The organism is Amycolatopsis japonica (genome assembly GCF_000732925.1).
Classification (GTDB): Bacteria; Actinomycetota; Actinomycetes; order Mycobacteriales; family Pseudonocardiaceae; genus Amycolatopsis; species Amycolatopsis japonica.
Window position 1 is genome coordinate 2,677,220 of record NZ_CP008953.1, and the last position, 12,734, is coordinate 2,689,953.

At 70.0% G+C, this 12,734-nt stretch carries 14 protein-coding genes; 6 read left to right on the plus strand and 8 right to left on the minus strand.

Annotation, left to right across the window (positions count from 1 at the left end; all coding sequences use genetic code 11):
* Position 1: 1 nt before the first annotated feature.
* Positions 2-760, minus strand: coding sequence for an ABC transporter permease (locus AJAP_RS12725; protein ID WP_038510961.1), 759 nt, complete (start codon positions 758-760; stop codon positions 2-4).
* Positions 757-1,668, minus strand: coding sequence for an ABC transporter ATP-binding protein (locus tag AJAP_RS12730; protein WP_038510963.1), 912 nt, complete (start codon positions 1,666-1,668; stop codon positions 757-759). Before AJAP_RS12730 ends, AJAP_RS12725 begins: the two co-directional genes overlap by 4 nt.
* A gap of 177 nt (positions 1,669-1,845) precedes the next feature.
* Here AJAP_RS12730 and AJAP_RS12735 point away from each other — a divergent pair, with 177 nt between their 5' ends.
* Together AJAP_RS12735 and AJAP_RS12740 are read left to right on the plus strand one after the other, a co-directional pair.
* Positions 1,846-2,895 (plus strand): tartrate dehydrogenase, encoded by a 1,050-nt coding sequence (locus AJAP_RS12735; protein ID WP_038510967.1) that lies wholly within the window; start codon positions 1,846-1,848, stop codon positions 2,893-2,895.
* Positions 2,896-2,977: 82 nt separating this feature from the next.
* Complete coding sequence (locus AJAP_RS12740; protein WP_038510968.1) at positions 2,978-3,421, plus strand: SRPBCC family protein; 444 nt, start codon at positions 2,978-2,980, stop codon at positions 3,419-3,421.
* Here AJAP_RS12740 and AJAP_RS12745 read toward each other — a convergent pair.
* From AJAP_RS12745 to AJAP_RS12755, 3 genes are read right to left on the minus strand one after another with little or no spacing between them, the layout of a single operon-like run.
* A complete protein-coding gene (locus tag AJAP_RS12745; protein ID WP_038510971.1) occupies positions 3,418-4,470 on the minus strand; it encodes an NAD-dependent epimerase/dehydratase family protein in 1,053 nt (350 codons plus the stop codon). The two genes, AJAP_RS12740 and AJAP_RS12745, sit on opposite strands and share 4 nt — an antisense overlap.
* Before the next feature lie 11 nt (positions 4,471-4,481).
* Positions 4,482-6,065 carry a phytoene desaturase family protein gene (locus AJAP_RS12750; protein WP_038510973.1) on the minus strand — a complete coding sequence of 528 codons (1,584 nt, stop codon included), beginning with the start codon at positions 6,063-6,065 and terminating at the stop codon, positions 4,482-4,484.
* A gap of 2 nt (positions 6,066-6,067) precedes the next feature.
* A complete protein-coding gene (locus AJAP_RS12755; protein ID WP_038510975.1) occupies positions 6,068-6,904 on the minus strand; it encodes an arylamine N-acetyltransferase family protein in 837 nt (278 codons plus the stop codon).
* A 72-nt stretch (positions 6,905-6,976) separates the two neighbouring features.
* Here AJAP_RS12755 and AJAP_RS12760 point away from each other — a divergent pair, with 72 nt between their 5' ends.
* Positions 6,977-7,564, plus strand: a complete 588-nt coding sequence (locus tag AJAP_RS12760) for a TetR/AcrR family transcriptional regulator (RefSeq protein WP_038510978.1) — start codon at positions 6,977-6,979, stop codon at positions 7,562-7,564.
* Here the strand turns inward: AJAP_RS12760 and AJAP_RS12765 are convergent, their stop codons facing one another.
* Positions 7,565-8,626 carry a hypothetical protein gene (locus tag AJAP_RS12765; RefSeq protein WP_084098124.1) on the minus strand — a complete coding sequence of 354 codons (1,062 nt, stop codon included), beginning with the start codon at positions 8,624-8,626 and terminating at the stop codon, positions 7,565-7,567.
* Positions 8,627-8,709: 83 nt separating this feature from the next.
* On the minus strand, positions 8,710-9,666 hold the full coding sequence (locus AJAP_RS12770) for a zinc-binding dehydrogenase (RefSeq protein WP_038522938.1): 957 nt from the start codon (positions 9,664-9,666) through the stop codon (positions 8,710-8,712).
* Positions 9,667-9,744: 78 nt separating this feature from the next.
* On the opposite strand from AJAP_RS12770, the gene AJAP_RS12775 reads away from it, so the two are divergent.
* Entirely contained in the window at positions 9,745-10,380 is a 636-nt protein-coding gene (locus AJAP_RS12775; RefSeq protein WP_038510983.1) for a TetR/AcrR family transcriptional regulator, read from the plus strand.
* A gap of 1 nt (position 10,381) precedes the next feature.
* Here AJAP_RS12775 and AJAP_RS12780 read toward each other — a convergent pair whose 3' ends face one another.
* A complete protein-coding gene (locus AJAP_RS12780; protein ID WP_038510985.1) occupies positions 10,382-11,023 on the minus strand; it encodes a TetR/AcrR family transcriptional regulator in 642 nt (213 codons plus the stop codon).
* 62 nt (positions 11,024-11,085) lie between these two features.
* On the opposite strand from AJAP_RS12780, the gene AJAP_RS12785 reads away from it, so the two are divergent.
* Together AJAP_RS12785 and AJAP_RS12790 are read left to right on the plus strand one after the other, a co-directional pair.
* A complete protein-coding gene (locus AJAP_RS12785) occupies positions 11,086-11,445 on the plus strand; it encodes a nitroreductase/quinone reductase family protein (protein WP_038510988.1) in 360 nt (119 codons plus the stop codon).
* A gap of 94 nt (positions 11,446-11,539) precedes the next feature.
* Entirely contained in the window at positions 11,540-12,697 is a 1,158-nt protein-coding gene (locus tag AJAP_RS12790; RefSeq protein ID WP_228694923.1) for a serine hydrolase domain-containing protein, read from the plus strand.
* The last annotated feature ends 37 nt before the right edge of the window (positions 12,698-12,734 follow it).

Here is a 12,734-nt window from a genome sequence, read left to right on the forward strand (position 1 = left end):
ATCAGGCGTCTCGTCTGCCGATGGCGGCCAATCCTGCGTAGGTCGCGGCCGTCACCCACACGGCCATCGCGACGAGTGCGCCGAGCGGAGACAGCTGGGCTTCCGTGCCGCTGAGTTGGACGGCCAGCTCCGAGGGCAGGACCGCGGTGATCCGGTCGTTCCATGGCGCGGGAAGCAGCATCTGCGGCGCCATGGGCAACGCGAAGAGCAGGACGGCCATGGCGACCAAGGTTCCCGCCGTGGACTTGATCACCGTGGCGAGACCGAGCGCGATCAGGGCGACGACCATCATGAGCAGGCCTTCGGCCAGTATCACCGGAAGCCCGGTGGCCACGGAGGTCAAGGGCCCGATCGGCCGGTCGCCGATCACCAGCCTGCTCACGAAGAAGGTCGCAACGGCGACCGCTTCGCCTGTGATCAGGCTGGTCGCGGCGACGACCATGACCTTGCCCAGTAGGAGTTTCCGCCGGACGGGGACCGCGACCAGGCTGGTGCGGATCATCCCGGTAAAGTACTCGGCCGTCGCGGTGAGGATGCCGAACGTCATCAAGCACAGTTGCACGACGGTGAGGACGGAGGTTCCGTCACCGAGGCCGCCGAAATGCGCTCGCTCGTCCGGGGTGGCCGCGTCCCACGCGCCCGCGGAGATCAGGGCCATCAGGCCGCCGACGAGAACGGCCGCGACCGAAAAGCCGAGCAGGGCGCAGGTCGAGCGGATCGATCTCGCTTTGATGGTCTCCGAGGCGATGATGTCGATCACGAGGTCGTCCTTCCCGCACGGTATTCGGTGCTGTCGTCGGTGAGCTTGAGGTAGGCGTCTTCGAGGGAGTCGCTGCGCGGCGTCAGCTCGTGCACGGCGATGTGGTGTCGCAAGGCGATGTCGCCGATCGCCGCCGCGTCGAGTCCTTGTGCGGCAAGGCTTCCATCGGTCTGGCGGGTGACGGTCGCACCCGCTGTGCGCAGCAGCCTGGCCAGCTCGGCGTCGTCCGGTGTGCGCACCAGCACGTCGCGCCGGAATCGTTCGGCGAGTTCGGGGACCGAGGCTTCCGCGATCAGCCTGCCCCGGCCGATGACGACGATGTGGTCCGCGGTGAGTTCCATTTCGCTCATGAGGTGGCTGGAGACGAGGACGGTCCTGCCTTCGCCCGCCAGCGAGCGCATGAGGTCGCGGATCCACCGGATCCCTTCCGGATCGAGACCGTTGCCCGGTTCGTCGAACAGGAGGATCCCGGGATCACCGAGCAGGGCCGCGGCGATCCCGAGCCGTTGTCTCATGCCGAGCGAGAAACCGCCGATCCGTTTGCCCGCGACGGAGGCGAGACCGACGCGGTCCAGCACCGTCCTCACCCTCGCCTTGCCGATTCCGTTGCTGCGGGCCAGACAGTGCAGGTGATCGAAGGCGCGGCGCCCGCCATGGACGGCGGCTGCGTCGAGTAACGCGCCGACGTGATGCAGAGGGCGCTCGATGGCGGCGTACCGCCTGCCGTTGATCAACGCCTCGCCGGAGGTCGGAGCGTCCAGGCCGAGAATGGCCCGCATGGTGGTGGACTTGCCCGCCCCGTTGGGGCCGAGGAAACCGGTCACGTGGCCGGGTTCGACCCGGAACGACAGGTTGTCGACGGCGACCGCCGGGCCGTAGCGCTTGGTCAATTCCCTGAGCTCGATCATGCCGGAAATGCTGGCCCGCCAAGGCGATCGGCGAATCGGACCAAGGGCCCAGTTCGGTGCTCGTCCCCCGGTCTGACCGGAGCGTGCGGTCCGACCAGGGGCTGATAGGCGCAGCCTCTCAACGCGGCAGCAACTGGGTCTTGGACGCGCGCGCCCGCTTCACCGTCAACTGGACCCATGACCAGTTACCGCATCGCGCTCATCCCCGGCGACGGCATCGGCGCCGAAGTGCTGCCGCCCGCCCAGGCGGTGCTCGCCGCCGTCGGCAAACGGCACGGGATCGAATTCCGTTACGACTCCTTCGACTGGTCCTGCGAGCGCTACCTCGCCGAGGGCGCGATGATGCCGTCCGACGGGCTCGACCGGATCCGGCGGCACGACGCCATCCTGCTGGGCGCGGTCGGCTGGCCGGGAGTGCCGGACCACGTGTCGCTGTGGGGGCTGCTGATCCCCATCCGGCGCGGTTTCCGGCAGTACGTCAACCTGCGGCCGGTCAAGGTGCTCGACGGGGTGCCGAGCCCGTTGCGCGGCGCCGGGGACGTCGACCTCGTCGTGGTCCGCGAGAACGTCGAAGGTGAGTATTCCGAGATCGGCGGGCGGCTCGGCCGGGGCACCGAAGACGAACTGGCCGTGCAGGAGGCGGTGTTCACCCGCAAGGGGGTCACGCGCGTCGTCGAGTACGCCTGCGAACTGGCCAAGACCCGCCGCAACCACGTGACTTCGGCGACGAAGAGCAACGGGATCGTCCACACGATGCCGTTCTGGGACGAAGTGGTGGAGGAGGTGGCGGGGCGGCATCCGGACGTGCGCACCGGAAAGGAGCACATCGACGCGCTCGCCGCGAAGCTGGTCCTGGCGCCGGAACGGTTCGACGTGATCGTCGGTTCCAACCTCTTCGGGGACATCCTGAGCGACCTGGCGGCCGCGATGGCCGGGAGCATCGGGGTCGCTCCGGCGGCGAATCTCAACCCGGAGCGGGAGTTTCCGTCGATGTTCGAGCCGGTGCACGGCTCCGCTCCCGACATCGCGGGGCAGGGCAAGGCGAATCCGTTGGGGGCCTTGTGGTCCGCGGCCATGATGCTCGACCACCTCGGACATCCCGAAGCCGGAGAGGATCTGCTGGCCGCCGCTTTCGGCGCGCTGGCCGACGGCGTCCGCACCGTCGATCTCGGCGGGACGGCCGACACCGCCGGGTACACGCAAGCGGTGCTGGACCGGGTGGGCTGAACGCGTACGGGTTTGCCCTTGCCGCCGCAGGGTATTCGCCCGGGGTGAGACAGGGCGGACCGGTATCAGGGCGGGATGGTTCATGGTCGACGTGAAGATGACGGTAGACACTTCTCCCGAGCGCGTGTTCGAGGTGCTCGCCGACGGGTGGACCTACGCGGCCTGGGTGGTGGGCGCCTCCCATATCCGTGACGTGGACAAGGGCTGGCCCGCGCGGGGAACGCGCATCCATCACTGCGTCGGGTCTTGGCCTGTCCTGCTCGACGACGTCACCAAGGTGCACGTCGCCGACCCGCCGCGGCTGCTCGAACTCGAGGCGCGGGCCTGGCCGTTCGGTACCGCCCGGATCCGGTTGGAACTGCGGGAAACCGAGCCGGGGACCACGGAGATCCTGATGTCCGAGCAGGCGACCCGCGGGCCGGGTCGGGTGTTGCCGGAAGCGGCGCAGGCGCTCTTCCTGGTGCCGCGGAACCGGGAATCCTTACGGCGTCTCGCGGATCTCGCGAAGGGGCGCGCAGCCGCTTAGCCGGCGGACTGGTCCTGATGGCTCGGCCGCCCGAACCGGATCCGGTCCCGCGGCGGGTCGAGGGGGCGGCTGTCGCCGTGGCGGCCGGCGCGGATGGCGGCGAGGAGGTCGGTGATCGTCGCCGCCGGGTCGTGGCGCGGCCGCCAGCCGAGTTCCTCTCGCGCGCGTCGAGTGTCCACAAGGGACGCTCGATCGGCCAGGCGCAACCAGGACGGGTGCAGAGGTTGCAGCCCCAGCCGCCAGCTCGGCCAAGCCAGCGTGGTCAGCAGCTTCAGCGGTACCGGAATCCTGAGCCCGCCTGCCAGCTTGGCCAGGTCGCGGCTTTTCAGTACCGGCTCACCGGCGAGGTTGAACGCCCCGGTCGCGCGGCGGTCGAGGATCGCCCGGATCGCTTGCGCCACATCGTCGGAGTGCACCACCTGCATCCGCAGTCCCGGCCACAAGGGCACCGGGAGCCAGTCGCCGCCGAGCGGCAACGGCGGCGCCAGCGGGCTGAGCAGCCATCCGGAGAACTCGGCCGCCGCGTCCGGCTGCACGACGCCGCACGGACGGATCCGTGCCACTCCGATGTCGGGGTAACGACGGCAGAAGTCGTCCAGCTGCGTCTCGAAAGCCGCTTTTCCCGCGCTGTAAGCACTTTCGGCGAGCCCGCCGCAGGGCCAGTCCTCGTCGACCTCGCGCCAGCGGGCGGCCGGGGTGTAGGCGGCGACCGAGGACGCGCACACGATGTGCTCCACGCCGGCGTCGGCGGCCGCGCGCAGGACGTTCGCGCTGCCCGCGACGTTGGTGCGGCGCATCGCCGGATCGTCCGCGCGCGGGTGGATCGCCCAGGCGAGGTGCACGACAGCGTCCGCGCCGTCGAAGACCTCGGTCAGTGTCTCCCAAGCGTCGTTCGCGCCGACGTCCTGCTGGACCCAGCGGGCCGACGAATAGGCCGCGGCGGTCGTATCGGGCCGGTGGCGTGCCACCCCGATCACGTCGTGGCCGTTCAGAGCCCGGAGCAAGGCGGTCCCGATGTTCCCGCTCGCGCCGGTGACGACGATCTTCATCCGCGGCGTCCTCATCGGTAGACGGCGCGATGCGCGGCACGCACCGTCGCCCGGTAGACGGAACCGGCCCAGCCGTCCCTGGCGAGGGCGGCCCTGGCGGCGTTCGACCCGGGGGCGCCGTGCACCGCCCCGCCGGGATGCGCCGACGCGGACGCCAGAAAGAGCCGGTCGATCGGAGTGTCGGCCCGGCCGAGACCGGGGACGGGCCGGAAGAAGAGCTGTTGCTGGATCGCCGCGGTCCCGGCGTTGATCGAGCCTTCCACCAGACTGTGGTTTCCTTTCTGCAGCTGGGCGGGCCCGGCGATCGCGCGGCCGGCGATCAGGTCGCGGAAGCCGGGCGCGTGCCTCTCGATGACCTCCTCCATCCGGTCGGCATGGCGCCGTAACCGGGAATCCGGCCAGGAATCGCCCCTCGGCACATGGGTGTAGGCCCAGGCCGATTCGGTCCCGGCGGGGGAGCGGGTCGGGTCGGCGGTGGTCATCTGCCCGAGCAGCAGGAAGGGGTCATGGGGCACCCGCCCGCAGGCGAGATCGTTGGCGATGCCGGCGAGCCCGTCGAGATCCGCTCCGATGTGGACGGTTCCCGCCTGCCCGACTTCGGCGGCGCTCCAAGGGATGGGTGAGGACAACGCCCAGTCCACCTTGATCGTGGCGTCGTCCCAGACGAACCGGTCCAGATCGGACACCAGCCGCGCGGGCAGATGCTCGGCACCGACGAGATCCCGGTACAGCACGGGAGCGGGGACGTCGGCGAGCACGGCCCGGCGGGCACGAACCGTCCGCCCGTCCGCGTCACGGACACCCACCGCCCGGCCGGCCGAGAGCATCACCTCAATGACCGGAGTGCCGCAGACGATCTCGCCGCCCTTGGCGGTCAGGCGGTTCACCAGCGCATCGGTCAGCCGTCCGGCCCCTCCCTCCGGGACCGGGAACCCGACGTCCTGGCCGAGCATGGTCAGCAGCCAGCCGAAGACACCGCTCCCGGCCTGGTCCGGGCCGAGATCTGTGTGCATCGCGTTGCCCGCGAGCAGCAGCCGGGCGCCCGCACCGTCGAATTTCTCCTTGCCGAGCCCGCGAGCGGTCAGCGTCAGCATCCTCGCCAGCCGGAGCGCCTCCGCGGTGCCGAGCGTCTTGAACAGCCGCGCTCCCGACCGAACCGGCGGAAAGGGACGCACGATCGCGTCCAGCAGCGGCTCGCGCAGACGCCGCCAGCTCGCGTGTTCGGCCCGTAAGTTGTCCGCGTCCCGTTCGTCGAACTCCGCGACGGAACGCGCGGTGCGTTCGAGGTCGCGGGACTGCAGGACGTACCGGTCGTCGGGCAGCACATGCGCCAGCACCGCCGGGGCGTGCCGCCAGCGCAGGCCGTGCTCCTCGAGACCTAGCCCGGCGAGCACCGGTGAGGCCGCTCCGAGCGGGTAGAAGGCGCTGTAGACGTCGTTCCGGAAACCCGGCGCGGTGAGTTCTTCGGTCCGCACCGCGCCGCCGGGCTTCGGCGTCGCCTCGATGACCAGCGTCTCCCAGCCCGCGTCGGCCAGCAGGTTGGCCGCGACCAGGCCGTTCGGCCCCGACCCGACCACGACGGCGTCGACTTCCATGATCAGGGCATACCCCGGACGCGCGGGTTCAATCCCTGAAGGGCCAGCCAGGTTTCGTGTTGTTCCTCGGTCTTGGCCCACAGGGCGGCCAGCTCGTCGGCGCCGACGTCGTCCAGTGGGACCCGGAATTCCCGCAGTGTCCCGGCGAATTCGTCCAGAGAGGACAGGGTGTGGCGGTCTCCGTCGCCGCGTTTGACCGTGCGCGCGCGAAGGGCGAGCTCGCGGCCGTCGCGATGATGTTGCGCCACGAGCACCTTGGCGAACACGGAATCCGGTGATTTGGTCCGCGCGCGCTCGGCGAATTCGGCGATCTCGCGGGGTGCGGTGCGGAAGTCCCAGGAGTCGATCGCGCCGCCGGAATGGTGGTGCGCCCGCCAGGTCCCGCTGTCGAGACGTTCCATCCGGAACGTCAGTTCTCCTTGCCGGTGCGTGCCTTCCCGCAGGGGGAGCGGCTCGAGGAACGCGTCCCCGATCCCGGTGTCGGCGAGCCAGGACTCGCCGTCGACGTCGACCAGCAGGGCGATGTGGTTGCCCCATTGGCCTTCGCCGCGCGTCGAGCGCAGGACGGCGGCCTCCACGATGGTCACCGCGAATCCCACCGCCTTCAGCAAGAGACCGAGCGCTCCGTTCATCTCGTAGCAGAGGCCGCCACGGCCGCGGCGCGCGAACTTGTCGGTCAACGCCTCCGGGGTGAGCAGGATCGGCCTGCCGAGCTGCACGTCGAGATTCTCGTAGGGGACTCGCAGCCGCCACGCGCGGTGCAGGTTCCGCAAGGTGGTCAGATCGGGCCGGACGGGCTCGCGGTACTCCAGCCGGTCGAGGAACGCGTCGATGGTCATGGTTCTTCTCCTCCCAGTGACTCCAAAGTTAGAGTAACTCTACTTTTGGAGTTCATCCAGTATGCTGGCGTCATGACCGAACCGGCGGGCTTGCGCGAACGGAAGAAGCGGCGCACCCGGAAGACGTTGATCGAAACCGCGTATCGCCTCTTCGAGCGGCAGGGCTACGACGGGACGACCACCGCCGAGATCGCCGCGGCCGCCGAGGTGTCCCCCGCGACGTTCTTCAATCACTTCGCCACGAAGGAGGACCTGGTCCTCACCGAAGACGGGTCACGCATCCTGGACGCGGGGCTTGACGTGCTCATGGCGCGTGGGGCGGGCGAGACGCCGGCCGGGCTTCTGCGGCGGGCGATGCTGCGGATGCTGGCCGAGGCCGGAGCCGGGCTCCGTGATCCGGCGGGCGAACCGGAGCGGATCCGCCTGGAGCTGATCACGTCGGTGCCGTCGTTGCGCGCGACGATGCTGCAGCGGGCGTTCGACGCTCAGCAGCGGCTTTCGGCCGCGCTGTGCCGATCCTGCGAAGGCGAACTCGACGAGATCGACGCCGCGGCGATGGTCGGCGCGGTCACCGGCGCGATCTTCGCCGCCGGGCTGGCGGCACTCCGGCTCGGGACCCCGCTCGATGAGGCGATGCGGCGGGCGATCGAGCCGTCGTGATCACGAACGGAGCCAGGCGATCCCGCGATAGGTGGAGCTGTCCGCGGCGAAGCCGTAGCCGATGATGACGGTCCCGCTCGTGTTGATGTGCTGGGCCACGATCGCCGTGAGCCCGGCAGGCGACGGGAGCGGGAGCGGTGTCGCGTCCGCGTCCCAGCGGACCGGCCGCACCGTGCCCTGGCCGGCGGATTCGCCGACGACCGTCCCGGCGTCGTCGATGTCGAAACACGTGGTGGCGTCGTCCGACGGCAAGGGCCGGAGCACGGTGGGGCGTCCGTCGGGATCCCAGCGGGCGCAGGTGCCGCGCCGGTCCGGGGTCACGCCCCAGCCGATCGCGACACCGCGCCCGGTGATCCGGACGAGCTGGCCCGCGGAGAACTCCGGGTCACCGGTCAGCAGGACGGTGCCGCCGTCGCGGTTCCACACGACCCCGTCGCCGAGGATGGCGCCGGAGTCGGTGATCCCGCAGGCCGTCGCGCGGCGTGGCGGGGGCAGTTTGCTGATCTTCCCCTCGGCCGTCCAGCGCACCGCGGTCCGGCTGCCCGTGCCGTTCTTGGCCGAGCCGACGACCTCGTCCCATCCGTTCAGGTCGTGGCCTTGTGTCTCGCCGTCGCCGGGAAGGGCGGCGAGTTCGACGGCCTCACCGCCGGGTCCCCAGCGCAGCGCCCGCCACCGGTAGCCTGGCCACATCACGTTGCCCAGCACCGATCCGCGTGCGTTCACCCGGCACGCCGTGCCGGAGACCGCGCCGTCGGGGAGTTCGAGCGCGCACACCCGGCCGTCGGGCCGCCAGCACACCGGCCGGAGGTGCTCGCCGACGTAGAGCGAGCCCACCACGAGTCCCGCGGCGTTGACGCTGATCGCGCGGCCGCCGGAACAGCCGTCGAGGATCGGAAAAGGCGTGGGGGCACCGTCGCCGTCCCACCACACCGGCCACGAACCCGACTCGCCCACGATCGTCCCCGCGTCGTTCACGCAGTACGCGCCGGTGCCCTCGCCTTCGGAGAGCGGCCGCAGATCGACCGCCGTGAAGCCGGGTCCCTCGGGCATCGGATCGGGCACGAGTGGGCAGCCTAGTGCGATAGCGCACGCGATGGGGAAACTTGCACTGACCGGGTGACAAGGGCGCTCCACAATGGACCTGGCTACGGAGTCAGCACGATCCTGCCGAACACCTCGCCGTCGTCCATCTTCCGGTGCGCCAGAACGGCTTTCTCCAGTGGCAGCAGCTCGTGCACCACGGAACGCAGTTCACCGCGCGCCGCCGCGGCGAACTGGTCCGCGCTCGCCGCGAGCCGATCCGGCTCGGGGATCGAGTCCGCGCTGAAGGCGGCGAACGACAAGGACTTCCGGAACGACGCCATCAGTTTCGCGCCGAAGTCCGACGGCGGCATTCCCGCGACCACGCCGACGGCGACCAGGCGGCCGTTCGGATTCAGCCTGTCGAAGAAGGACGGCATGTCCACACCGGACACGACGTCGATGATCACGTCGTAACCCGCTGGGCCGTCGCCCGCGCCTGAGCGGTCGAGGACGTGGGTCGCGCCGAGTTCGCGCAGGCGGTCGCCGCGTTCGGACGAGGACGTCGTCACCGCCACGGCGCTCGCGCCACCGCTCGCGGCGAGCTGCACGGCCATGATCCCGATGCTGCCTGCCGCCCCGCGCACCAGCACCGATTCGCCCGCCGCGAAATGGGCGTGGGCGAGGGCGAACCAGGCCACCATGCCAGAAGTGCCGAGCGCCACCGCGTCGGCGGCGGGCAGGTTGTCGGGCAGGGGCACGACCTTCTCGGCCGGGATGGCGACTTGTTCCACGTAGCCGCCTGCCTCGCCGGTGAACGCCCAGACGCGCCGCCCGGCCCAGGCCGGATCGACACCGTCGCCGACCGCGGTGACGGTGCCCGCGACCTCGTTGCCGGGGATGTGCCCTTCCCGGAAACCGAAACCGGCGAGGGCGCCGCTCCGGATCACGGTGTCGACGCCGCCGACGCCGATCGCTTCCACGCCGATCAGCACTTCCCCCTCGGCGGGGACGGGGGAGGGGAGGTCGATCACGGCGAGGCCCTCGGGGGCGCCGAACATCCGGATCTCGACTGCGCGCATTTTCGTCTCCTGGTCGTCGATCACTGCCGCGGCGGACGTTAACGGACGCCCCCGTCCGTTTCGGCTAAAGTGAGAGTGGTGACCGATCGTTTGCCTCGGATCCCGCGCTCCGACGCCCTGGACAACCGCGAACGCATTCTCGAAGCGGCTCGCGCGCTGTTCGCCACCGAAGGCCTGAACGTGCCGCTGAGGGAGGTCGCGCGCCGCGCCGAAGTCGGCCCCGCCACGCTGTACCGCCATTTCCCGACCAAGGAGATCCTGGCGACGGAGGCCTTCGCCGACCAGATGCGCGCCTGTCAGATCGTCGTGGACGACGGGCTGGCCGACCCGGATCCGTGGCGTGGCTTCTGTTCCGTGATCGAGAAGATCTGCGAGCTGCACTCGCGCGACCGGGGTTTCACGGCCGCCTTCGTCTCGGCCTTCCCCAAGGCGATGGATTTCACCGCGGCCCGCGACCACGCGCTCAAGGCGATCGCCGAGCTGGCAAGCCGGGCCAAGGACGCCGGAAGACTGCGGCCCGACTTTGTCCTCGACGACCTGATCCTCATGCTCATGGCCAACAACGGGATCCAGGCCGCTTCGGCGGCCGCGCAGGTCGCGGCGTCCCGGCGGTTCGCCGCGCTCGTGATCCAGGCCTTCCGGGCCGTGCCGGAGCCGTCGCCGCTGCCGCCGGTGGCACGGCTCGCCCTGGTGTTGCCGGGCCTGACGCGCTGAGTCATCTCCGGCGGGCTTCGAGACCTTCCAGGATGAGGTCGAGCCCGTAGTCGAATTCGCTCGTGTGGTCGTAGTCCGGACGCTGGGCGTGGCCGGTGATCACCTCGGCCAGATAAGGGAATTCGCCCGGCGGCAGATGTTCCAGGATGTCGTCCGCGACTTCCGCGATCTCCCCGCTCGCCGGGAGATTCGCCTCCTGCAGCACGAAACCGCCGATGTAGCTGTCGATGAGCGAGACCGCGTGCACCGCCATGGGAAGCGTGAATCCCGCCCGCCGAAGCACGCCCAAGACGGCGTCGTGGTGGCGCAGGGTCGCCGGCCCCGGATTCCGGCGGGAGTCCACGAGACCGAGTGCCCAGCTGTGCCGCGACAGCACCGCGCGTGCGGACGAAGCCCGTACGCGGATCGCCTCCCGCCAATCGCCGGTTTCGGCGCCGGGCAGTTCGATCGCGGCGAACACGACGTCGACGACGCCGTCGAGGATCGCGTCCTTGTTCGGCACGTGGTGGTACAGCGACATGGCCTCGACGCCGAGATGCCGCGCGACGCGGCGCATCGTCATCGCCTCCACGCCGCCGCGGTCGGCGACTTCGATCGCGGCTTCCAGTACGCGTTCCCTGGTCAGTGATCGGCGAGGCGGCACGTTGACAACCTTACAGGCGTAAGCCAGCCTTACAGGTGTAAGGCCATTGAGAGGAGAGCACGATGCCGATGCCGAGATGGTGGGGACACGTCAACAAACGGGTCTTCAACCCCCGCGCGATCGCCGGCGGGAAGTACCCGGTGCTGATCCACGTCGGCCGCACCTCGGGAAAGACCCACCACACGCCGCTCGACGCGCATCCCGTCGACGGCGGCTACCTGTTCGTCCCGGTGTACGGCCCGGACGCGGACTGGGTGCGCAACATCTTGGCGGCACGGGAGGCGCGGCTTCGGATCGATGGACGGGAAGTGGCCCTCACCAGACCCCGGCTCGTCGGACCGGACGAGTTCCCCGACGGCGTGACGCGTCCGCCGAAACTCCTCCGCGTCACCACGTTCCTCCGGATGGACCTGAAACCCTGAGGAGATCCCTGTGCTCCATTAGTACCAGGGAGGGAGGCGACATCGTCCTCCAAGCCGATGCCCGGTATGCCCGCGGCTTCGTAGTTTTGCCGGTATGAAACGCACTTCAGTGGTCATCGCCGTACTCTGCGCGGCAACGCTCGTTTCCCCGGCCGTCGCGTCCGCGGCGCCACCCCTGCACCGGACACTGCAGCGCGACGCCGACACGCTCGTGGCGAACGGTTCTCCCGGCGTGCTCATGGAGGTGAGCACGGACAGGGGAAGCTTCAAGGTGCGCAGCGGTCACGGCGATCTGCGGACCAGGACCCCGATGCCGTGGAACGGCCACTTCCGGATCGCCAGTTTCAGCAAGACCTTCCTGTCCGCGACGATGCTCCAGCTCGTCGGTGAGGGACGGCTTTCCCTGGAGGACACCGTGGACCGGTGGCTGCCGGGGGTGGTGAGCGGGAACGGCAACGACGGCAAGGCCATCACCATCCGGCAGTTGCTGCAACACACCAGCGGTCTGCACGACTACATGGCGGAACTCGACCTCTTCACCGAGAAAGGCTTCCTACGTCACCGTTTCGACGAGCTCAGCGCGACGGAGGCGGTGAAACTGGCGGTCGGCAAGCCGCCGGAGTTCGCGCCGGGGAGGAGCTGGGGCTACTCCAACACCAACTACGTGCTCGCCGGGCTGGTGACCGAGAAAGTGACCGGCCAGGACTGGCGGCGGGCGATCATCGACCGGATCGTCCGCCCGCTGGACCTGCGCGAGACCACCCTGCCCCATACGTCGCCGTTCATCCCCGCGCCGCACGCGCGCGGCTACGACCGGTTCGTCGTCGAGGGTTCGAACCCGCCGCTGCTCGGACGGCGGGTGGACGTGACGCTGATGAACCCGTCGATGGGCGGGGGAGCGGACGGTTCGATCAACAGCACCACCGAGGACGGCAACAAGTTCCTGCGGGCGCTGCTGGGCGGCAAGGTGCTCAAACCCGCCCTGCTGGCCGAAATGAAGAAGACCGTGCCCGCGCCGGGGCTCGGCGAGTACGGTCTCGGCCTCCAGAAGACGACCAGCTCCTGCGGCGCTTACTGGGGCCATGGCGGCTCGCTGCCCGGCTATCTGACGGGGAACGGCGTGACCGAAGACGGTAAGCGCAGCGTGATGGTCTCGCTGAACACCCTCACGCCGTACATCCCCGGTGCCCCGTTGCCGGAGGTGCATCCGGTCGAGCCGGTGATCGACCACGCCCTCTGCGGCCGCGCCTGATCCGCCTCGTGAGTGGCGTGGTCGGCGCGGGTGAGTG

Bases quoted from the DNA above. Each gene is read 5' to 3' on its own strand.
- AJAP_RS12790 (WP_228694923.1), top strand. From the start codon at position 11,540: ATGAAACGCACTTCAGTGGTCATCGCCGTACTCTGCGCGGCAACGCTC.
- AJAP_RS12730 (WP_038510963.1), bottom strand. From the start codon at position 1,668: ATGATCGAGCTCAGGGAATTGACCAAGCGCTACGGCCCGGCGGTCGCC.
- AJAP_RS12750 (WP_038510973.1), bottom strand. From the start codon at position 6,065: ATGGAAGTCGACGCCGTCGTGGTCGGGTCGGGGCCGAACGGCCTGGTC.
- AJAP_RS12735 (WP_038510967.1), top strand. From the start codon at position 1,846: ATGACCAGTTACCGCATCGCGCTCATCCCCGGCGACGGCATCGGCGCC.
- AJAP_RS12770 (WP_038522938.1), bottom strand. From the start codon at position 9,666: ATGCGCGCAGTCGAGATCCGGATGTTCGGCGCCCCCGAGGGCCTCGCC.
- AJAP_RS12755 (WP_038510975.1), bottom strand. From the start codon at position 6,904: ATGACCATCGACGCGTTCCTCGACCGGCTGGAGTACCGCGAGCCCGTC.
- AJAP_RS12745 (WP_038510971.1), bottom strand. From the start codon at position 4,470: ATGAAGATCGTCGTCACCGGCGCGAGCGGGAACATCGGGACCGCCTTG.
- AJAP_RS12740 (WP_038510968.1), top strand. From the start codon at position 2,978: ATGGTCGACGTGAAGATGACGGTAGACACTTCTCCCGAGCGCGTGTTC.
- AJAP_RS12760 (WP_038510978.1), top strand. From the start codon at position 6,977: ATGACCGAACCGGCGGGCTTGCGCGAACGGAAGAAGCGGCGCACCCGG.
- AJAP_RS12785 (WP_038510988.1), top strand. From the start codon at position 11,086: ATGCCGATGCCGAGATGGTGGGGACACGTCAACAAACGGGTCTTCAAC.